The sequence below is a fragment of the Ligilactobacillus equi DSM 15833 = JCM 10991 genome (assembly GCF_001435735.1).
In the GTDB taxonomy this organism is placed as follows: domain Bacteria; phylum Bacillota; class Bacilli; order Lactobacillales; family Lactobacillaceae; genus Ligilactobacillus; species Ligilactobacillus equi.
Genome location: NZ_AZFH01000112.1, coordinates 1 through 20,939 on the forward strand (window position 1 = coordinate 1; position 20,939 = coordinate 20,939).

At 39.2% G+C, this 20,939-nt stretch carries 19 protein-coding genes; 13 read left to right on the forward strand and 6 right to left on the reverse strand.

Annotation, left to right across the window (positions count from 1 at the left end):
• Nucleotides 1-37: 37 nt before the first annotated feature.
• Entirely contained in the window at nucleotides 38-433 is a 396-nt protein-coding gene (locus FC36_RS07205) for a hypothetical protein (RefSeq protein ID WP_056986807.1), read from the reverse strand.
• Between the two features lie 164 nt (nucleotides 434-597).
• Between FC36_RS07205 and FC36_RS07210 the strand changes: the two genes are divergently transcribed.
• On the forward strand, nucleotides 598-1,608 hold the full coding sequence (locus tag FC36_RS07210; RefSeq protein ID WP_025021112.1) for an FAD:protein FMN transferase: 1,011 nt from the start codon (nucleotides 598-600) through the stop codon (nucleotides 1,606-1,608).
• A 130-nt stretch (nucleotides 1,609-1,738) separates the two neighbouring features.
• On the opposite strand, the gene yidC is transcribed toward FC36_RS07210, so the two are convergent.
• From yidC to rpmH, 3 genes are read right to left on the reverse strand one after another with little or no spacing between them, the layout of a single operon-like run.
• A complete protein-coding gene (yidC, locus tag FC36_RS07215; RefSeq protein WP_025021111.1) occupies nucleotides 1,739-2,575 on the reverse strand; it encodes a membrane protein insertase YidC in 837 nt (278 codons plus the stop codon).
• Nucleotides 2,576-2,609: 34 nt separating this feature from the next.
• Entirely contained in the window at nucleotides 2,610-2,963 is a 354-nt protein-coding gene (gene rnpA, locus FC36_RS07220; RefSeq protein ID WP_023859855.1) for a ribonuclease P protein component, read from the reverse strand.
• Nucleotides 2,964-3,011: 48 nt separating this feature from the next.
• Nucleotides 3,012-3,146 (reverse strand): 50S ribosomal protein L34, encoded by a 135-nt coding sequence (gene rpmH / locus FC36_RS07225; protein WP_003701411.1) that lies wholly within the window; start codon nucleotides 3,144-3,146, stop codon nucleotides 3,012-3,014.
• A gap of 773 nt (nucleotides 3,147-3,919) precedes the next feature.
• Between rpmH and dnaA the strand changes: the two genes are divergently transcribed.
• From dnaA to rpsR, 9 genes are all read left to right on the forward strand, one after another.
• Complete coding sequence (gene dnaA, locus FC36_RS07230; RefSeq protein WP_056986808.1) at nucleotides 3,920-5,266, forward strand: chromosomal replication initiator protein DnaA; 1,347 nt, start codon at nucleotides 3,920-3,922, stop codon at nucleotides 5,264-5,266.
• Between the two features lie 178 nt (nucleotides 5,267-5,444).
• A complete protein-coding gene (gene dnaN / locus FC36_RS07235) occupies nucleotides 5,445-6,587 on the forward strand; it encodes a DNA polymerase III subunit beta (protein WP_025021110.1) in 1,143 nt (380 codons plus the stop codon).
• 200 nt (nucleotides 6,588-6,787) lie between these two features.
• Complete coding sequence (yaaA, locus tag FC36_RS07240) at nucleotides 6,788-7,012, forward strand: S4 domain-containing protein YaaA (RefSeq protein ID WP_023859852.1); 225 nt, start codon at nucleotides 6,788-6,790, stop codon at nucleotides 7,010-7,012.
• A gap of 3 nt (nucleotides 7,013-7,015) precedes the next feature.
• Entirely contained in the window at nucleotides 7,016-8,167 is a 1,152-nt protein-coding gene (gene recF / locus FC36_RS07245; protein ID WP_025021109.1) for a DNA replication/repair protein RecF, read from the forward strand.
• A 60-nt stretch (nucleotides 8,168-8,227) separates the two neighbouring features.
• The gene (gene gyrB / locus FC36_RS07250; protein WP_420843336.1) at nucleotides 8,228-10,147 is read left to right on the forward strand and encodes a DNA topoisomerase (ATP-hydrolyzing) subunit B; all 1,920 of its coding nucleotides are present in this window, start codon (nucleotides 8,228-8,230) and stop codon (nucleotides 10,145-10,147) included.
• Nucleotides 10,148-10,176: 29 nt separating this feature from the next.
• Nucleotides 10,177-12,648, forward strand: coding sequence for a DNA gyrase subunit A (gyrA, locus tag FC36_RS07255; protein ID WP_056986809.1), 2,472 nt, complete (start codon nucleotides 10,177-10,179; stop codon nucleotides 12,646-12,648).
• 203 nt (nucleotides 12,649-12,851) lie between these two features.
• Nucleotides 12,852-13,142, forward strand: coding sequence for a 30S ribosomal protein S6 (gene rpsF / locus FC36_RS07260; RefSeq protein WP_023859848.1), 291 nt, complete (start codon nucleotides 12,852-12,854; stop codon nucleotides 13,140-13,142).
• A gap of 42 nt (nucleotides 13,143-13,184) precedes the next feature.
• Nucleotides 13,185-13,832, forward strand: a complete 648-nt coding sequence (ssb, locus tag FC36_RS07265; RefSeq protein ID WP_023859847.1) for a single-stranded DNA-binding protein — start codon at nucleotides 13,185-13,187, stop codon at nucleotides 13,830-13,832.
• Between the two features lie 15 nt (nucleotides 13,833-13,847).
• A complete protein-coding gene (rpsR, locus tag FC36_RS07270) occupies nucleotides 13,848-14,084 on the forward strand; it encodes a 30S ribosomal protein S18 (RefSeq protein WP_006500881.1) in 237 nt (78 codons plus the stop codon).
• A gap of 137 nt (nucleotides 14,085-14,221) precedes the next feature.
• On the opposite strand, the gene FC36_RS07275 is transcribed toward rpsR, so the two are convergent.
• Both FC36_RS07275 and FC36_RS07280 read right to left on the reverse strand, forming a co-directional pair.
• A complete protein-coding gene (locus FC36_RS07275) occupies nucleotides 14,222-14,920 on the reverse strand; it encodes a DUF4811 domain-containing protein (protein WP_035188479.1) in 699 nt (232 codons plus the stop codon).
• Nucleotides 14,921-14,922: 2 nt separating this feature from the next.
• Nucleotides 14,923-16,413 carry an MDR family MFS transporter gene (locus FC36_RS07280; protein WP_025021107.1) on the reverse strand — a complete coding sequence of 497 codons (1,491 nt, stop codon included), beginning with the start codon at nucleotides 16,411-16,413 and terminating at the stop codon, nucleotides 14,923-14,925.
• Between the two features lie 148 nt (nucleotides 16,414-16,561).
• Here FC36_RS07280 and FC36_RS07285 point away from each other — a divergent pair, with 148 nt between their 5' ends.
• From FC36_RS07285 to mnmG, 3 genes are all read left to right on the forward strand, one after another.
• The gene (locus tag FC36_RS07285) at nucleotides 16,562-16,999 is read left to right on the forward strand and encodes a MerR family transcriptional regulator (protein WP_051527991.1); all 438 of its coding nucleotides are present in this window, start codon (nucleotides 16,562-16,564) and stop codon (nucleotides 16,997-16,999) included.
• Between the two features lie 150 nt (nucleotides 17,000-17,149).
• Nucleotides 17,150-18,538: a tRNA uridine-5-carboxymethylaminomethyl(34) synthesis GTPase MnmE gene (mnmE, locus tag FC36_RS07290; protein WP_025021105.1), complete on the forward strand. Its 1,389-nt coding sequence runs from the start codon at nucleotides 17,150-17,152 to the stop codon at nucleotides 18,536-18,538.
• A gap of 22 nt (nucleotides 18,539-18,560) precedes the next feature.
• A complete protein-coding gene (mnmG, locus tag FC36_RS07295) occupies nucleotides 18,561-20,471 on the forward strand; it encodes a tRNA uridine-5-carboxymethylaminomethyl(34) synthesis enzyme MnmG (RefSeq protein ID WP_025021104.1) in 1,911 nt (636 codons plus the stop codon).
• The last annotated feature ends 468 nt before the right edge of the window (nucleotides 20,472-20,939 follow it).

Here is a 20,939-nt window from a genome sequence, read left to right on the forward strand (position 1 = left end):
TTATGCGAAAAATGCTTCGATGAAGTGTTCAATTTATTTATTGCAATCTGCCGTTTAAATCTATTTTAACGAGATAATTTTCCCACAGATAACTCAACCATAGAGAAAAAAGGCAAAAAAAGTATGCTAAAGCTGTCACCAAAATATAAGCTACTTGCAAGTTACGACTGATAAGTGCAGTTACTAAACACACTAAACTGACAATACCAGCTAAAAGATAGCTTAAATTCCGCGTTAACTTAAAATTATCTATTTCCTTCTGTTCAACCTGTACATTAGCTAAAGCATAATTAATATACTCTTCACTTTGATAACGTTGCATTTTTAAGCGATCAAAAATCGCATAGTGCAACAATAGTAAGGCGACAATGCTCAATAAATAAATGAGTAATAGTCCACTATAATTGAGACTTAAATACTTAATTAATTCCATTGTAGAATCCTCCATCGACCATCATAGCATATTTTTAACATGATAACATGTTCATAAGTAATTTTTAAAAAACAAGACGTTAAACTTATCCACAAAAACTGTGGATAAGTTCGCATCTTTTGGGTGTATAATTACAGTATCTACTTAGATAAGGACGTGAAAATATGACAGAACTTTGGACTAACCTCCATCCCGAACCGATTCCAAATTTAGCTTTTCAAACGACTACCCAGCAAGGTCATGCTTTAGGAACTAATATTACCCTCACCATCTATGGAGCCCACGATTCCCAAGTATTAGAAGCTTCTTTTGACCTAATTAACTATTATGAAGACCTCTTCACAGTCAATCGTCCCGATTCTGAGGTAATGGCTGTTAATAAACAAGCCGGGCTCGCTCCCGTACAAGTTTCAACACCTGTGTATAATCTTGTCAAATTAGCGGTTATGGAGAGTCGGCAAAATTTTGGTTTCAATACAGCCATTGGACCGTTAGTTAAACTTTGGAAAATTGGGTTTGATGATGCTAAGGTCCCTTCACCAGGTGAAATTGCTGCTAAAAAAGGCTTAATTAATCCTCATGCAATCCAACTTGATGACCTCAATCAAACCGTTTTCTTAACTCAAAAAGGTATGGAACTAGACCTGGGAGCTATTGCGAAAGGTTATATTGCCGATCGCATTCAAGACCTTTGGCTAGCACATGGAATCACAGCTGGTATCATTAACCTTGGTGGTAACCTCCTTATGGTGGGTAATCCTCCCCACCGGTCTGATGGACTTTGGCGCATCGGGGTTCAAGACCCCTTTGCCCAACGGGGGCAAAATATTGCCACTGTAGCTTTAGGTCCCTGTTCTGCTGTAACTAGTGGGATTTATGAACGGCACTTAGAAACTAATGATGGTCATTCTTATCACCATATCCTCGATCCCCAAACTGGCTATCCCCATGAAAATGATTTAGCAGGGGTTACAGTCTTCACTAAAAAATCTGTCATAGCGGAAATCGAAACTACCCGATTATTTTTTACAAATGCTGATTTAACGGCCTGGAAACAGCGCAAACGTGACGTCTACGGAGCTATCTTTGTAACCAAGGATCGAAAAATCCGCGCTCTAGGTTTTAAACCTGAAGATATTTACATCGTTGATCCCTCCTACCAATTTGAAATCTAGTTTAGATTTAATCATATTTATTTATTTTTTACACTTTTAAAGTCATTAAAGTTTATATAATAGTATTTTTATAAAATAGTTATAGCAAAAAAGCTAGGTTTTTAGCCTAGCTTTTTTATAATATTAATGCTTATTTTCGCTTACTCTTTAAGGCTTTTTTCTTCGCCTTGTTAAGCTTACGTACCCGCGCTTTTTCAGCTGCTTCTTTAGCTTTCCGCTCTTCAATAATCTTGAATGGATTGTTTATTAAAAGCGTTTGTCCTACTGAAAAAGCATTGGAAATTACCCAGTAAAGTGACAAGGCAGCGGGAACATTCAAGGCAGTGATGAAAATCATAACTGGCGCAATATATGTCATACTACTTGTCATCGCATTTTGTTCTGGTTGAGACATCATACTCAACTTAGAAGTTGCATAGGTAAAAATTGCAGCCAAGATTGGCATCAGGTAATATGGGTCCTTGTCACCAAGTTCCATCCAGAAGAAATGCCCTGTTTTCAGGGTTTCTGATCTAAAAATGGCTTGATACATGGCAAACAAAACCGGCATTTGAACTAAGAGTGGTAAACACCCTGCCACTGGATTGACTCCTGCTTGTGCATAAAGCTCTTGTTGCTCGCGCTGTAAGTTTTGACGAGACTCCATATCCTTACCAGGATACTTAGCTTGCAAAGCCTTTAATTGTGGCTGTAATTCGCTTGTTTTACGGGCACTCTTCAACTGGTAAGCCATTAGAGGTAAGATAATAATCCGTACAATAATCGTAAAGACTACAATCCCCCAACCATAGCTATTACCGAAGATATGACTCAAAGCCTCAATGGCACGAATAAAGTTCCAAACAACATAATGATCCCAAAAACCAGTACTATTAGCATCAACTGTAGAAGTCGCGCTACAACCGGCTAGAATCACAGCTAAACTCACTGACCCCAATAAGGCCAGATTACGCTTCGTTTTCTTCACTGTGTCCCTCGCTTTCCTTTGGTCAGAAAACTTCTTAATTACTTGTAGTATCAAGAATATGAGCGAGCTTCAAAACATGGGTAAGATGTGATGAAACCTCACTTTTTTCCATCCAGGCAGTCCCTGGACGAGCAATAACGATGAAATCGCAATCTTGTTTTAATTGCGGTTTTAATTCTGTCAAGGTTTGACGAATCCGTCTTTTAACCCAGTTTCTGGCAACCGCACGGTTCCCTACCTTTTTGCCGACCGAAATTCCCACACGAAAATGCTTTTGTTCCGGCTTTTCTAGCATGTAAATAACGAATTTACGGTTGGCAACTGATTTACCTTCCGTAAAAACCTTTTGGAATTCATCTTCTTTTTTAACACGATATGATTTACGCATATTTTTCCGCTCCAAATAAGAAAAAAAGACCACTGACGGTCCAGTGGCCTATGCAGACAATACTTTTCTACCTTTACGGCGTCTACGTGCTAACACATTACGACCGTTACTTGTACTCATGCGCTTACGGAAGCCGTGTACACGTTGACGGTGGCGCTTCTTAGGTTGGTAAGTTCTCTTCATGAATTTACACCTCCTTTATCAATAATTCACTTTAACAATGATACTCAATATTCTACTAGAAAATATCAATCATGTCAAGATTCCCTACCCGACTATAATACCACACCAATTAAGAGAATAAAAGGTTAATTTTAAATTACTCTTTGGTGATTACTAGCACCCTTTCAGATAAAAAACGCCCTTATTACAACTTTTTATTCCCGCCAGACCTCCTTTGGATAATCAAATTAGAACAATTTTAAAACTTAATGTACTTATTCCTACAACGAGAAAATCCGTTTCAGGAACATTACTTACCCATTCCTATTGAATTTACCGTGTTCCTCTCTTCGTTCAAATTTTGTATGCAAAATAATCTTTTTAGGCGTGATTTCCGCCACTTTTTTATCCATATAAAATCACGTTCACTTTTCCACATTTTACTTTATTTTATTTTGAATTTTTTCACTGTCCACAACCTTATCCACAATCTTATCCACATATCAACAATATGTTTAAAACTTTGTTTTTTGATTGTTGATAACTTGTAAAAATCTTACTAAAAACTTATAAAACCAGAAAAAGTTATGCACATGATTCAATGTGGATAACTTTTTGAAAATAAAAATAATCCACATCAATTTTTATTTGTGGATATCTTTATTAACACCTTGTGGATTTTGTGGATAAGTTTTCAACAAGCTGTGGAAAAAGTTGCTTTTTTGTGGTAAACTTTATTTTGTTCTCAATTGAAATATTTTTGTCGGGGCTTAATTTTTGAAAGGAGGGAGAGCATGCCTAATTTAGAAGATATTTGGAAAGAAATTTGTCAGCATTTTAAGCCACTTTATGAAGTAACTTCTTTCGATACCTGGTTTAAAACCGTCGTTCCCGTGCAATTACATGAATCAACTTTAGTTTTACAAGTTCCATCTACCTTACATGAAAATTATTGGAAAGCTAAATTACTACCTACGGTCGAAGAACACTTGAAAGAAACTTACCATCATCATTATCAAGTCATGTTAATTACAGAAGGGCAACAACGTCCATTCGCTGAAAGCACAGATTCAAGCCCGAAAAAACCCGAGTTAATCAACTTTGATCATTCAACTCACTTAAATCCGGCTTATAATTTTGAATCTTTCGTGGTTGGTCCCGGTAACATGATGGCCCATGCAGCAGCTTTGGCTGTTTCCGAAGAGCCAGGTACCTTGTATAATCCACTTTACTTCTATGGTGGGGTAGGATTAGGAAAAACTCACTTAATGCACGCCATCGGACATCAATTATTGAAGTCCAATCCCAACGCCAAGGTTAAATATGTCTCCAGTGAAACATTCACTAATGACTTTGTTAACTCAATTAAAACCAAGCAACAAGAGGAATTCCGTAAAGCTTATCGCAATGTTGACTTACTTTTGGTCGATGATGTGCAATTCTTCGCTAACAAAGTCGGAACAATCGACGAATTCTTCTATACCTTTAGTGATCTTTACGATAGTAAAAAGCAAATCGTTATTTCAAGTGATCGCATGCCCAATGAAATCGAAAACCTCGGTGATCGTTTGATTTCACGCTTTAGATGGGGATTAGTAGTTGATATCACACCACCAGACTACGATACACGAGTTGAAATCTTAAAGAAAAAATCCCTGGCAGAAGGCTTTGAATTACCAGAAGATGCCTTAGGGTATTTAGCCGGTCAATTTGAATCTAATGTTCGTGAGCTTGAAGGGGGCTTAACCCGAGTCCGCGCTTTTTCACAGTTAAAGGACGAACCTATCACCGCTTCGCTTGTTACAGAAGCCTTAGGCAACCTTAGTAACGAACCACAAACTAAAACAGAAAACAATGAACTCAAAGCTAGTAGCATTTTAGCGGCGGTTTCTAAATATTATGACGTCTCAATCGCTGATTTAAAGGGGAAAAAGCGTCTCAAAAGAATCGTTGTGCCACGCCAGATTGCTATGTACTTGATGCGTGAACTTACTAGCATTTCCTTACCAAAAATCGGAAAAGAATTTGGTGGTAAAGATCATACCACCGTCTTGCATGCCTGTGATAAAATTGGTGAATTAATTCGCAGCGACAGTCAACTTAAAAAGGAAGTTGCTGAATTAAAAAAGAACCTTTCATAGCGAGTGTGGAAAAGTGTCGACTTATCCACAGTTTTATCCACAGGTTTTTCCACACCTTTCGGTATTTTCATACCTTGATACCTGAGGGATTTTATAACTTATCCACAATATCCACAACCCCTACTACTACTACTAACTTTTATATATAATATTATGATATTAACAGGAGGAACAATTTATGAAATTTAGTATCCAACGTCAAACTTTCCTCAAATACCTTACTGATGTCCAACGTGCAATTTCACCTAAAGCTGCTATCGATATTTTACATGGATTTAAGTTGGAATTATTCCCTGACGCTTTGAAGTTAACTGGGAGTAACGCCGATATTACTATTCAAACGATTATTTCGATTAGTGATGAGAAGGCTAACTTACAAATTTTTGAAGAAGGTAGTGTGGTTTTAAGTGCCCATATCTTCAGTGAAATTATTAAGAAATTACCTGCCGATGAACTTGAAGTCAGTGTTGATTCTCGTTTACAAACAACCATTACTTCAGGAAAGGCGGAATTTACCATCCTGGGTCAAGATGCGGATATGTATCCACATCTACCTGAATTGTCAGCTCAATCATCATTAGTATTATCTAGTGATATTTTGAAGAAAGTGATTGATCAAACTTCCATCGCGATTTCAAATCAAGAAAGTCGCCCTCTCTTAACGGGTATCCACTTGTTGATAACTGATCAAAAACTTTTAGCGGTTGCGACAGATACTCACCGCTTAAGTCAACGCACTATTCATCTGGGCGAAGCAGCCGGTGATGCCCACTATGACTTAGTAATTCCAGGGAAATCTTTAAAGGAATTAGCTAAGATGTTGAATGACGATCATAGTGAAGTAGAAATTCAAATCGCGGATAACCAAGTACTTTTTATTTTAGGCCACACTTCCTTTTACTCACGACTCTTAGAAGGAAACTACCCAGATACAAAGCGTTTAATACCACAGACTTCCGAAACGACGGCTACTTTTAATGCTCAAAGCTTATTACAAGCCATTGAACGTTCATCCTTAGTTTCTCACGCCGGTCGCAACAATGTGGTTAAGTTTACTTTAGACGTGGAAAACCAAGAAGTTATAATTACGGGTAACTCACCAGAAGTTGGAACAGTGGAAGAATCTATTTCTTTTAGTGAATTAACAGGTAAGAACTTAGAAATTTCTTTCAATCCAGATTACATGCGGGATGCACTACGTTCTTTAGGTAACACCGAAACAACTTTGGAATTCACAATGCCATTACGGCCATTTATTTTGGTACCAACTGAAGCAGAAAATGATTTCATTCAATTAATCACGCCCGTACGAACAGCCTAAGAACTGATATACATGTAAGCTACTCAAAAATTTTGAGTGGCTTTTTTGCGTTTTTAAGGCCAATAGCCCCCAGGAAGGTATAAATCCCTTATTTCGATTGAAAAGGCCTTAAAATTGAAAATAAGGGGATAAAAATTGTTTTTACCGTAAAAAAAAGGTATAATTAGAAAGAATAAGTATAGAAAAGTGAGGGATGTTTTTTGGCACAAGAAATTAAGTTAAAAACACCTTATATCACCTTAGGTCAGCTCTTGAAAATCGCTGATGTGATCTCTTCTGGTGGTCAGGCCAAGTGGTTTTTGCAAGAATATGGTGAAGATATTTTTGTGAATGGTGAAAATGATTTTCGGCGTGGAAGAAAACTATATCCAGGAGACAAAGTTGAAATTGAAAATGTCGGTTCTTTTATCATGAAAGAAGCGTAAAAAATGTATCTGAAAGAAATAATGCTGGAGAACTTTCGCAATTACCAAAAGTTGCAGCTAGAATTTTCTGAAAACATAAATGTTTTAATTGGTGAAAACGCGCAAGGCAAGACTAATCTCCTGGAGGCCATTTATATGTTAGCCATGGCTTCCAGTCATCGGACCAATAAGGAACGCGAGTTAATTTTATTTGGTCAAGAAAACGCCCAGATAAAGGGAACGATTGGTCGCGCACTCGGCGACTTAAAATTAGAACTCACCTTAAGTTCTAAAGGTAAAAAAGTTAGGGTTAATCATATCGAAAGAGGGAAGTTGTCGGAATATATCGGACAACTAAATGTGATTTTGTTTGCGCCGGAAGATTTATCGCTTGTCAAAGGTACCCCGAGTGAACGTCGGCGCTTTATTGATCGGGAGTTTAGTCAAATTGATGCTTTGTATCTCCATCATCTAAGTCAATATCGCCGGATTTTAAAGCAACGTAACCAATATTTAAAGGACTTACAACAAAGAAAAACGCAAGATGACCTTTATTTAGACATTTTATCGGAACAATTAGCGCAATTAGGAGCGAAAATTATCATGAAAAGGCGCGCATATTTGCAAAAGTTAGGTCAATATGCAAATGAAATTCATGGTGGCATTACCCAAGGAAAAGAAAAACTTTCATTCCAGTATGTAAGTGAAATTGAAAATAGCCTGGAAAAGGAAGTAGAGGTACAAGCCGAACTCTACACCAAGTTAACCCAACAAAAGCAAACGGAAATTTTTCGCGGGACGACCCTCCATGGGCCACACCGTGATGATTTAGCTTTTATTGTTAATGAAAAAAATATCCAGATTTACGGTTCACAGGGTCAACAAAGAACAACGGCCTTAGCAGTGAAATTAGCGGAAATTGAGTTAATGAAAGAAGAAACGGGCGAGGCGCCAATATTATTATTGGATGATGTTTTGTCTGAACTTGATGGAGTGCGTCAAACGCACTTATTGAAAACAATCCAAGACCGAGTGCAGACCTTTTTAACAACGCCTGGTTTAAGTGAAATTACTCGGAAGCTTATTAAAGAGCCGAAACTATTTAGAATTAGTGAGGGAAAGGTTTCTGTCCAAGCACCGACAGAAATTTTTTATCCTCAAGTTGAGCAGCAGTAAGGAGGCACCAAGGTGGCTACAAGCGAAGAAAATCCTAATTTGGAAGAATTAGAAGAACAAATCGAAGAAGTTAAAGAATATGATGCGAGTCAAATTCAAGTTTTAGAAGGACTTGAGGCCGTACGTAAACGTCCCGGGATGTATATTGGTTCTACCAGTTCCCAAGGTTTACACCACCTGGTATGGGAAATTATTGATAACGGGATTGACGAAGCTTTAGCAGGCTTTGCCGATGAAATTAATGTGACTGTAGAAGCAGACAATAGTATTACCGTCATAGATAATGGGCGGGGGATTCCAGTTGATATCCAAGCTAAGACAGGCCGGCCTGCTCTAGAAACTGTCTTTACAGTGTTACACGCCGGAGGTAAATTCGGCGGTGGTGGTTATAAAGTGTCTGGTGGTCTCCACGGGGTGGGGGCTTCGGTTGTTAATGCCTTGTCCACAGAATTAGATGTTGAAGTCCGGCGCGAAGGTAAGATTTACGCCATGGACTTTAAGTTAGGAAAAGTGGCCCACGAGATGCACGTGATTGGTGAATGTGGTGAATTTGAACATGGGACTAAGGTGCACTTTGTTCCGGACTCAGATATCTTTACCGAAACAACTATCTATGATATGAAAGTTTTAACTACGCGGATTCGGGAATTAGCTTTCTTGAACAAAGGGTTGAAATTAACGATCGAAGATAAGCGCAGTGAAGATGATACTTACACGGAATTCCACTATGCCGGTGGGATTCGTCATTATGTTGAATTCTTAAACAAAGGTAAGGAAGTCTTATTTGAAGAACCAATCTATGTTGAAGGTGAACAAAAAGGGATTGCCGTTGAAGTAGCTCTTCAATATACCAACGACTTTTCTTCACAATTGAAGACCTTCACTAACAATATTCATACCTACGAAGGTGGGACCCATGAAGCTGGGTTTAAAACAGCTTTGACACGGGTGATTAATGATTATGCTCGAAAGTCGGGGATTCTCAAGGAAAATGATGCTAATTTAAGTGGAGAAGATGTGCGGGAAGGTTTAACCGCGATTGTTTCCATTAAGCACCCTAACCCTCAGTTTGAGGGACAAACGAAGACTAAGTTAGGTAATTCAGATGCGCGGACAGCGACCGATAAGTTATTCACAGAAACTTTTACCAAGTTTATGATGGAAAATCCAACAGTTGCGAAAAAGATTGTGGAAAAAGGGGTTGTCGCAGCCAAAGCACGGATGGCTGCCAAGCGAGCGCGGGAAGTTACTCGCAAGAAGAACGGCTTGGAAATTTCGAACTTACCAGGGAAGTTGGCTAACAACACAAGTAAAGATCCGGAAATTTCAGAATTATTCATTGTCGAAGGGGACTCCGCCGGTGGTTCAGCTAAGCAAGGTCGTTCCCGTTTAACGCAAGCGATTCTACCAATTCGGGGGAAAATCTTGAATGTGGAAAAGGCCAGCTTGGACCGGATTTTAGCGAACGAAGAAATTCGCTCTCTCTTTACTGCCTTAGGGACTGGTTTTGGGGATGAATTTGATGTATCCAAGGCTAACTACCACAAATTAATTATCATGACCGATGCCGATGTCGATGGGGCCCACATTCGGACCTTGTTGTTGACGCTCTTTTATCGTTTTATGCGGCCAATGATTGATGCAGGCTATGTTTACATTGCCCAACCACCTTTGTACCAAGTACGACAAGGTAAGGTAATCCGTTACATTGACACTGATGAAGAATTAGAAGAATACCTCGGTCAATTAACGCCAAGTCCTAAACCTGTAATTCAACGTTACAAAGGGTTAGGTGAAATGGATGCCGAACAATTGTGGGAAACAACGATGGATCCAGACAAACGACGTTTATTACGCGTTGAATTGTCAGATGCTGAAGAAGCCAATGCAATTTTTGAAATGTTGATGGGTGACCACGTTGGTCCACGTCGTCAATTTATCGAAGATAACGCCACCTTTGTGGAAAACTTAGATGCTTAGTGTGGAGAAAATAAAAGAGGTGTAAAAACGTGGTTGATTTACCAGATAGAATAAAAAAAGTTGACCTATCACGAGTGATGAAGACATCTTTCTTGGATTACGCCATGAGTGTCATTGTGGCGCGAGCCTTACCAGATGTACGTGATGGGATGAAACCAGTGCACCGTCGGATTTTATATGGGATGAATGAACTAGGGGTGACCCCGGATAAACCATATAAGAAGTCGGCGCGTATCGTGGGGGAAGTTATGGGGAAATTCCACCCCCACGGGGATGCGGCCATTTATGAATCCATGGTGCGGATGGCTCAAGATTTCTCCTACCGATACCTTCTTGTTGATGGGCACGGGAACTTTGGTTCGGTCGACGGTGATGGCGCAGCTGCTATGCGTTATACCGAAGCACGGATGAGTAAGATTACCTTGGAAATGTTACGTGATATCAACAAAGATACGGTTGATTTCCAAGATAACTATGATGGCACCGAAAGAGAACCAGAAGTCTTACCTGCGCGTTTCCCTAACTTATTAGTTAACGGGGCGACAGGGATTGCGGTCGGGATGACGACTAATATTCCACCACACAATTTAGGGGAAGTTATTTCTGGTTTGCACTTATTGATGAACAATCCAGAAGTAACAACTACTGAATTGATGGAAGTGATTCCGGGACCTGACTTCCCAACTGGTGGGATTGTCATGGGTAAATCTGGAATTCGTAAAGCTTACGAAACCGGACGTGGTCAAATTACCTTACGGGCTAAAGTTGATGTCGAAGAATTAAGCAATGGGCGCCAACAAATTATCGTGCATGAATTGCCATACATGGTTAATAAGGCGCGCTTAATTGAAAGAATTGCTCAATTAACGCGCGAAAAGAAACTAGAAGGTATTGTTGATATTAAAGATGAATCCGACCGTGAAGGGATGCGGGTAACCATTGATGTGCGGCGCGATATCAGCGCCTCTGTGGTTTTAAATAACTTATATAAGTTAACAGCTATGCAAACTTCCTTTGGTTTCAACATGTTAGCGATTGTTGATGGTACACCAAAAGTCTTAGGAATTAAAGAAATTTTATCCCAATACTTGAAACACCAAGAAAGCGTGATTCGCCGGCGGACAAAATTTGACTTGAAGAAAGCTAAGGCTCGGGCTCATATTTTAGAGGGGTTACGGATTGCCTTAGATCACATCCAAGCTATTATTGACATTATTCGCAATTCTCAAAGTGGGGATATTGCCAAGGATCGTTTGATTAACGAATACAGCCTGAGTGATAAGCAAGCCCAAGCTATTTTAGATATGCGTTTGGTTCGTTTAACTGGTTTGGAAAGAAATAAGGTAGAGGCCGAATACCAAAAGACCATGGAGGCTATCGCGGATTACCAAGACATTTTGGCACGACCAGAACGGGTCCACCAAATTATTTATGAAGAACTTTTAGACATCCAAGACCGTTTCGGAGACGATCGTCGGACGGAGTTAATGGTTGGGGAAGCCTTAAGTATCGAAGATGAAGACTTAATTGAAGAAGAATCCGTTGTAATTGCTTTAACGCACAATGGTTACATTAAACGGGTTCCAACCAGTGACTTCAAAGCCCAAAAACGTGGGGGCCGTGGGGTTCAAGGGATGGGGGTTCACGATGATGACTTCATCGAACACCTCCTAACCACTTCGACTCACGACATGTTGCTCTTCTTTACCAACAAGGGTAAGGTTTATAGCATGAAGGGATACGAAATTCCTGAATACGGGCGGACAGCCAAGGGAATTCCGGTAATTAACCTAGTGGAATTTGAATCTGGGGAAAAGATTTCCACCGTCTTAAATGTTACCACGACTGAAGATGTGGATATCAATAAATTACGTCTTTTCTTTACCACGAAGAATGGGGTTGTTAAACAAACTAGTGTGGCTGACTTTACTAACATCCGTAAAAATGGGCTCAAGGCCTTGACTTTACGAGATAATGATGAATTAATCAATGTGTCGATTTTAGACCAAGATAGCACTATTATTATTGGGACACACCAAGGTTACGCCGCTAGCTTTGCAAGTTCTTCTGTCCGGGTTATGGGGCGAGCTGCTTCTGGGGTCCGTGGAATTAAACTTCGGGAAGATGACTACGTTGTTGGTACTGGGGTCTTAACCTCTGACAGCAAGGTTTTAGTTATTTCCGAAAATGGTTATGGTAAATTAACCAAGGCTAGCGAATACCCCGTTAAAGGTCGGGGAGGTAAAGGGGTTAAAACAAGTACCATCACAAGTAAGAATGGTCCTTTAGTTGGCTTTACCACGATTAACGGTGACGAAGATATCATGGTGATTACCGATAAAGGGGTCATGATTCGTTTCGACGCCCAAAACGTTTCTGAAGTTGGCCGTTCAGCAATGGGAGTACGTTTAATGAACCTTAAAGACGGTGGCAAGGTTTCTACCATGACCGTTGTCGCCAAAGAAGAAGTTGAAAATGAAGAGATAATGAGTGAAAACTAAAAAATAACTAAAAATTACTTTTTGAGATCAAAAAATAAATTTTTTTGCGTATTTAATATATAGAGGTAAAAAATATACCAGAAGCTTGTATTTCAGAATTTTTAATGCTATAATCAATATTTGTGAGTATCTAAGCTCAAGCTTTAGATTCTCCTTGTTCTGATTAAATAAGAACCAATAGTCCATAAGGAGGTGCAACAGTCATGACAAACTACGAAATTACTTACATCATCAACCCATCATTAGATGAAGCTGCTAAGAACGAATTAGTTGAACGTTTCGACAACATCTTAGTAGACGGTGGTGCAGAAATCGTCGACTCAAAAGACTGGTCTAAGCGTCGTTTTGCTTACGAAATTGCTGGTTACACAGAAGGTGTCTACCACATCGTAAACATCAAGGCTGCTAACGCAGACAGTATCAACGAATTTGATCGTCTTGCAAAGATCAACGACGGTATCTTACGTCACATGATCGTTAAGCGCGAAGCTTAATAAAATAAAGAAGATAACAAGTTTAAAAAGGAGGAGTATGCTTTGAATAATGTCGTTTTAGTCGGTCGTCTCACCCGAGACGTCGAATTACGTACAACTGCTTCTGGTACTTCAACTGCCTCATTTTCAATTGCTGTCGAACGTAATTTTCGTAACCAACAAGGTGAACGAGAAGCGGACTTCATTAATTGTGTGGCCTGGCGGGGAACAGCGGAAACGTTGGCCCGTTATACCCACAAGGGAGCTCGGATTGCAGTGCAAGGTCGGATTCAAACCCGGAATTATGAAAATCAGCAAGGTCAAAGAGTTTACGTGACGGAAGTCGTCGTGGAAAACTTTGATTTAATTGAAACACGTGCCGAATCAGAAAGTTACCGCCAACAACATGGTTATGGTGGTAACCAACAAGGTTATACTCCTAATCAAGGTCAGGCAAACTATGGTGGTCAAAACCCATACGGCAACCCCGCAGGTGGTAATAACATGGGTAATGGCAGCTTTAATGGTTTTGCTGGTCAAGGACAAGGTGGTTTTGCTGGTAATAACGGTGGTGGGTTTAATTCTACCTCTGAAACACCTGTAGCCCCAAGTCAAACGCAAGTATCAGATGCTAACCAAGACTTCAATGAAAGTCCTTTTAAGGATGATGGAGAACAAGTTGATTTAGCAGATGATGATTTACCATTCTAATAGGAGGAAATTAACATGGCACAACAACGTCGCGGTGGTCGTCGTCGTCGTAAGGTTGACTTTATCGCAGCTAACCACATCGAATACATCGACTACAAAGATACAGACTTATTGAAGCGTTTCATCTCAGAACGCGGTAAGATTTTACCTCGTCGTGTGACAGGTACAAGCGCCAAGAATCAACGTCGCTTAACAGTTGCTATTAAGCGTGCACGTATCATGGGCTTATTACCATTCGTTGCAGAAGACTAATCTGTAAGTCGAAAGTCCTTTCTTACCATCAGGGTAGGAAGGGGCTTTTTGATTTCCATAATCCAGAATGGATTCATAAATCTACAAAAAAGGTCACGTAATACATCATATCGAGTGGATTACGTGACCTTTTTGATTTATTTTAAAAGTTTCTTAATGGCACTAACTTGCGCTTCTTTGATATAGGCTTGTTGGAGCTCAGCTAATTGCATCTTATCAAGTTGTGGGTTGGCTTTTACGGTTTCTGTTAAGCGCTCTTTAACGTCAAGCGCAATTTGTCTTTGAAGGTTATCGCCTTGTTTTTGGAGGATAACTGGTAAAGTTTGTGCTTGTTTAGCAGAGAGCACGAGCCATTCTCGATTAGTATAGAACGTGTATTCTTTAGCTTTGGTACGGTGGTTATCACCTAAGATGCTGAAGAAGAGGCGACTAAGTTGGTTCTTGTAGACATATTTTTCTGTCTTAATTTCAACATAAGCATCCTTAGTAGTTGTTTTAACTTGACTCTTGACCTTTAAGTCTGCTTTAGTTGTGAGAGCTTTTTTTTGATTAGGTGAGGTCTTATAAATAAAGAGTTTTTCTTTACCAGCACTACCTAATTTTTGGTAGACCAAAATGTTGAGCTTATCCGACGTGGAAACCAATTTTTGAGTAGTTTTGCTCACGGTAACTTTCATACCGTAGTGGTAGTTGTCATTAGCAACAATTGCTAGTACTGAACCCCCTAAGAGGAGTAAGGAAATTATGATATAGATAGCCTTACCTTTGAGGTGAGGGGTAGCAGCACTAAAGTAGAAAAAGCCTAAGGCACCTAGAATTAAGGTTACTAAAATCATTATTAGTCAGCTCTCCTTTCTAAGTGGTCAAATTGTTTGGTTTCTCGAGCGCGGTTCCCCTTCTTTAAGTAGAAAGCTAAGCCTAAGGCGACAATTGCGAAAACAATAGAGGCAAAGAAGGCTGCGTGGAAACCAGCTAAAGAAGCATTAACGGCGTGATCTTTATAAAGTAAAGGTTGTTTAGCTAATAAAGATTTAGCTGGCATTTGTCCTGTAGTAGTGGTTGATAAAATTGTTGTCAAAATTGCTGTTCCAATGGAACTAATCACTTGCCGGAAAGTGTTATTAACTGCAGTCCCATGTGACATTTGATTTAATGGTAAAACGTTCATACCAGAAGTTGTTACCGGCATAAAGACCATGGAAACCCCGAAAAGTCGAATTGCATAGAAAATAACAATTGAGATGACTGGTGTTTGAGCCGTCAAGGTGATAAAAGGAATTGTCCCAATAGAAAGTAAGGTCAAACCCGTGATAGCGAGGTAACGTGCCCCGAATTTATCAAATAGTCGCCCAGTAACAGGGGACATAAATCCCATCATTAAGGCTCCAGGTAGGAGCATTAAACCAGAGTGGAAAGCTGATTCCCCCCGAATATTTTGAATGTAGAGAGGTAAGAGCATTTCGACTCCAACCATAGCTAAGTTCGAAACACTTGATAAAACAGCTGCCAAGGCAAATTCACTGTGCTTAAAAACTGAGATATCTAAGAATGGGTCTTTAAGTTTAATTTGGCGGTGAATAAAGAGGGAGACAAAGATAACTCCGACGAGGATACAGCCAACTACAATACTACTAGTCCATCCTTCGCTTGAGGCTTCAGAAGCCCCGTATAGGAGAGAACCGAAACCAATTGTGGAGGTGATAACGGACCAAACATCTAATGGTTGCTTGTGAGCATTGATTACTGGTCGCATCAAGAAGAAGGCTAGAATAATCACAATCGCAACTAAAGGAATCATGAGGCCAAAGAGATCGCGCCAAGAGTAATGATCCACGACCCAACCAGATAAGGTCGGTCCGATGGCAGGAGCTAACCCCATAGCAATGCCCACAATTCCCATGGCAGACCCCCGTTTATCAGGTGGGAAGATTGAGAGCATAATTGTTTGCATTAAAGGCATGGAAACCCCAACTCCAAGTGATTGAATAATCCGACCGATTAAAAGGGTTTGGAAGTTAGGCGCTACAAAAGCCACAATAGTTCCTAAAAGGAAAGTTGACATGGCAACAAGATACATAATACGTGAATTTAATTTGTTAATTAACCAAGCAGAAACTGGAATCATAATCCCATTAACTAACATAAAACTAGTAGTCAACCATTGTACGGTTGATGTATTGATATCAAAAGATTTCATGATTGAAGGGTAAGCCGTTGCTAAGAAGGTCCCCGTAAGCATGGTACAAAAAGAACCGATAGTTAGAACGGTTACTAGTAAGGTACGGTTATATGGTTTACCGTTGATATCGACAATTTTTTCTTTTGTCACTTCAAAATTTCTCCTCTCATAATAATAAAATAAGTAAAAATTCCAAATTAAAGAATACACCTCCAAGATTTTTTTGTCAACAAAGTTGACAATGCTGTTAAAAAAATTACAATAATAGATGGAGAGTATGTCGAAAGGAGATTTTATTTTGGAAAAGAACCCAACTTTTTCCATTGTAGAGAATTTAAATATTAGCATTGGTGATATTAGTGATTTAACCAAAGTTTCCCCACGTCAATTGCGATATTGGGAAGAAAAAGGTTATATTCATCCCCAAAAATGTAGTCACGAATCAAAACAAAGAAAGTATAGTTTATACACTTTAATTAAAGTGTTTCACGTGAAACAATTTTTAGATGAAGGTTTCACCCTTAAGGTAGCAGTCCAAAAGGCTGAAGAAAAAAAGCAAAAGCGGATGGCTATCGGTAGTTTTTTCAAAGAGCGCGCTGAAGTGGAAGTAATTACGTTGGCAGATCAAAGTTACCAAATTGATTTTGGTCTTAGTGATGATGGGGAATATCAAGTCTTAGGGATTGTTAACCAAACAGGTGTTAGTTTGAAAGTTCTTCCGAGACAAGAAAATTGACAAAAGTTAAATTTGAAAGTATATTAAAGGTAATCATTCTTATCAGAGATAAAGTAGTCAAAGTGCTTTGTCCATGCTTTTTGTAAGTACTTTCGTATGAAAGGAAAGGCGTGGAGTAGGCACTTTTTTCTATGGATTTATAGGGAGGAAATTGTGAATACAACAGAATTTGATACTATCGCTGCCATCTCAACTCCACCTGGAGAAGGGGCAATCTCTATTGTCCGGTTAAGTGGTGAAGAAGCTTTAGCCGTGATTTCACGGGTCTTTAAAGGTAGAGATTTAAACAAAGTAGCAAGTCACACCATTAATTATGGACATATTTATGATCCAAAAATTGATGAAATTATTGACGAAGTTATGGTTTCAGTGATGCGGGCACCGAAAACTTTCACCCGCGAAGATGTGGTAGAAATTAATTGCCACGGTGGGATTGTCGCCACTAACAAAATTTTACAGTTATTATTAGTGAATGGTGCTCGTTTAGCAGAACCAGGTGAATTTACTAAGCGTGCTTTCTTGCATGGGAGAATTGACCTGACTCAAGCTGAATCCGTAATGGATTTAATTCGGGCTAAGACTGACCGTTCTATGAAGGTCGCTCTTAGTCAGTTAGATGGAAATTTATCCCACCTAATTAATAACTTACGTCAGGATATTTTGGATGTGTTAGCCCAAGTGGAGGTCAATATTGATTATCCTGAATACGATGATGTGGAAGAAATGACTACTAAAATGTTGAAAGAAAAAGCCCAAGAAGTTAAAACGCGGATTGCTCAACTGCTACAAACAGCAAGTCAAGGTAAGGTATTACGTGAAGGATTGGCAACGGCAATTGTTGGGCGACCTAATGTCGGAAAATCCAGTTTATTAAACCATCTTTTACATGAAGATAAAGCTATTGTGACTGATATTGCTGGAACGACGCGGGACGTTATTGAAGAATATGTTAATGTGCGTGGTGTACCGTTGAAGTTAATCGACACCGCCGGAATTCACGAAACAGACGATAAAGTAGAAGCTATTGGAGTGGAACGCTCCCGCAAGGCGATTGAACAAGCTGATTTAGTTTTATTAATTTTAAATAGTAGTCAAGCCTTAACTAAGGAAGACCGTGAATTATTAGCTGCGACGAACGATAAGAAGCGATTGGTAATTTTAAATAAGACGGATTTACCGCAAGCTATAGAATTAGATGAAGTAAAAGCTGAGGTTGGTGAGGACAATCTCATGTTGACTTCAGTTTTGAAACAAGCTGGTTTAGTTGAATTAGAAGAAAAAATCGCTGAACTTTTCTTTGGAGGGATTGAAAATTCTCAAAGTACAGTTTTAGTAACGAATGTCCGGCAAATGGCACTTTTAGAAAAAGCTGAAAATTCATTAGCAGCCGTTTTGGATGGAATTGAAATGGACTTACCGGTGGATTTGGTACAAATTGATATGACTACGGCTTGGGAATTACTCGGAGAGATTACGGGTGATACCTACCAAGATGAGTTGTTAGATCAATTATTTAGTCAATTCTGTTTAGGGAAGTAATAGAGGAGTGAAGGAAAGACAAATGGAAGTAAAGCAATATCAAGGAAATGATTATGATGTAATCGTAGTTGGGGCAGGTCATGCTGGAAGTGAGGCAGCCTTGGCTTCTGCTCGCATGGGCAACAAGACCTTATTGATGACAATTAACCTAGATATGGTGGCATTTATGCCATGTAACCCTTCAGTTGGGGGGCCAGCTAAAGGAATTGTGGTCCGAGAATTAGATGCTCTTGGAGGGGAAATGGGTCGCAATATTGATAAGACCTATGTACAAATGCGGATGCTAAATACCGGGAAAGGTCCGGCAGTACGTGCTTTACGGGCTCAAGCTGATAAGCATGCTTACTCAGCTGAAATGAAGCACACAATCGAAAAACAAGAAAATCTTACTTTACGTCAAGGAATTGTTGATGATTTGATTGTTGAAAATCAAACGGTCAAAGGAGTTATCACGAATACGGGAGCGCGTTACACAGCCAAATCCGTGGTTTTAACCACAGGAACTTCTGCACGGGGAAAAATAATCATTGGGGAATTAATGTACTCTTCTGGTCCGAATAACTCCCAACCAGCAATGAAGTTATCGGGTAACTTGGAAAAACTTGGCTTTGAATTACAGCGTTTCAAGACTGGTACTCCACCACGAGTGGATGGTAATACTATTGATTACAGTAAGACGGAAGAACAACCAGGTGATGAACAAGCTAACCTCTTTAGCTTTGAATCCGATGATGCTGACTATTTGGAAGTAGCGAAGCAATTATCTTGTTGGTTGACATACACTAATGAAAAAACACATGAAATTATCCGTGAAAACCTCGATCGGGCGCCAATGTTTTCTGGGGTGATTGAAGGAGTAGGTCCGCGTTACTGCCCATCAATCGAAGATAAGATTGTACGTTTTGCTGATAAAGAACGTCATCAACTTTTTTTGGAGCCTGAAGGACGCAATACTGATGAATACTATGTACAAGGTTTCTCAACTTCAATGCCAGAAGAAGTACAACAAGATATGTTACACTCGGTTGCTGGATTAGAAAATGCCCAAATGATGCGTCCAGGTTATGCGATTGAATACGATGTAGTTTCACCATATCAATTACGTCCAACTTTGGAAACTAAGTTAATCAAAGGCCTTTACACGGCAGGACAAACTAATGGAACTTCAGGTTACGAAGAGGCTGCGGGGCAAGGTATTTTAGCTGGGATTAACGCTGGTTTACACGCCCAGGGTAAGGAAGGTATTACTTTAAGCCGTTCTGATGCTTATATTGGGGTCTTAGTTGATGACTTAGTAACTAAGGGAACTAATGAACCTTACCGTTTATTAACTTCTCGGGCCGAATATCGCTTAATTTTACGGCACGACAATGCTGATTTGCGTTTAACAGAAATTGGTCATCAAGTGGGTTTGATTTCCGATGAACGCTATCAAGCCTTCTTAGAAAAGAAAGCTTTAATCGAAGAAGAAAAGCAAAGATTGGCTAAGATTCGTATTAAACCCAATGCAAAAGTTGATGCTTATTTAGAAGCGCATGGTGATCGTCCTTTGAAGGATGGTGTATTAGCTAGTGAATTTTTGCGTCGTCCATACGTAAGTTATGCAGACTTGTTGGAATTTGTTCCTGCGGCGGAAAAAGCTTTAAGTCGAGCTGTTAAGGAACAGGTGGAAATTCAATTCAAATATGAAGGTTATATCAAAAAAGCCGAAGAAAAAGTTGCCAAGTTAAAGCGAATGGAAGCCAAGAAGATTCCTGCGCGAATTGACTACGCTGCGATTGATGGTTTAGCTACGGAAGCGCGCCAAAAGTTAACGAAGATTCAACCGGAAACATTATCACAAGCAAGTCGCATTAGTGGGGTAAATCCGGCTGATCTTTCTATCTTAGCTGTTTACATTGAACAGGGGAAAATTGCTAAGGTTGAAGCCTAGTCAATAATATAAAAAATATAAAGTGAGTCAGCTTTGGGGCTGGCTCTTTTTAATTAAAAAATGAATAATTACTTTTCTTTATACATTATGCAAAAAATGCCTAGTAAAGTTCGGTTTTTGTTGAATTAAAAAGTTTAATTTAATGATAAAATTCGTTAAATAAAAAATGATAAAAAATATTCCGAAATCCCTTGACGAATAAGGAAAATATCTGTAAGATTAAATACGTTGTTTGAGATAAAAACAAAGAAATAAAAAATAGGTTGACAGATACGGCAAAATATCATATGATATATGAGTTGTAACTTTTAATTGATACAAAGGAATTTTTATTCAAAAAAAGTATAAAAATTCTTGACAGTTTAGACATGATTTTATATAATGATTATGTTGATTGATTAAAAAGTCAGCTGAGTAGATCTTTGAAAACTAAACAAAGTTTCGACAAACCAAATGTGTAGGGCCACA

What these genes read in the sequence shown, in the direction of transcription:
- FC36_RS07205 (WP_056986807.1), bottom strand. Translation starts at nt 433, where the DNA reads ATGGAATTAATTAAGTATTTAAGTCTCAATTATAGTGGACTATTACTC.
- FC36_RS07210 (WP_025021112.1), top strand. Translation starts at nt 598, where the DNA reads ATGACAGAACTTTGGACTAACCTCCATCCCGAACCGATTCCAAATTTA.
- rnpA (WP_023859855.1), bottom strand. Translation starts at nt 2,963, where the DNA reads ATGCGTAAATCATATCGTGTTAAAAAAGAAGATGAATTCCAAAAGGTT.
- rpmH (WP_003701411.1), bottom strand. Translation starts at nt 3,146, where the DNA reads ATGAAGAGAACTTACCAACCTAAGAAGCGCCACCGTCAACGTGTACAC.
- dnaA (WP_056986808.1), top strand. Translation starts at nt 3,920, where the DNA reads ATGCCTAATTTAGAAGATATTTGGAAAGAAATTTGTCAGCATTTTAAG.
- dnaN (WP_025021110.1), top strand. Translation starts at nt 5,445, where the DNA reads ATGAAATTTAGTATCCAACGTCAAACTTTCCTCAAATACCTTACTGAT.
- recF (WP_025021109.1), top strand. Translation starts at nt 7,016, where the DNA reads ATGTATCTGAAAGAAATAATGCTGGAGAACTTTCGCAATTACCAAAAG.
- rpsF (WP_023859848.1), top strand. Translation starts at nt 12,852, where the DNA reads ATGACAAACTACGAAATTACTTACATCATCAACCCATCATTAGATGAA.
- rpsR (WP_006500881.1), top strand. Translation starts at nt 13,848, where the DNA reads ATGGCACAACAACGTCGCGGTGGTCGTCGTCGTCGTAAGGTTGACTTT.
- FC36_RS07275 (WP_035188479.1), bottom strand. Translation starts at nt 14,920, where the DNA reads ATGATTTTAGTAACCTTAATTCTAGGTGCCTTAGGCTTTTTCTACTTT.
- mnmG (WP_025021104.1), top strand. Translation starts at nt 18,561, where the DNA reads ATGGAAGTAAAGCAATATCAAGGAAATGATTATGATGTAATCGTAGTT.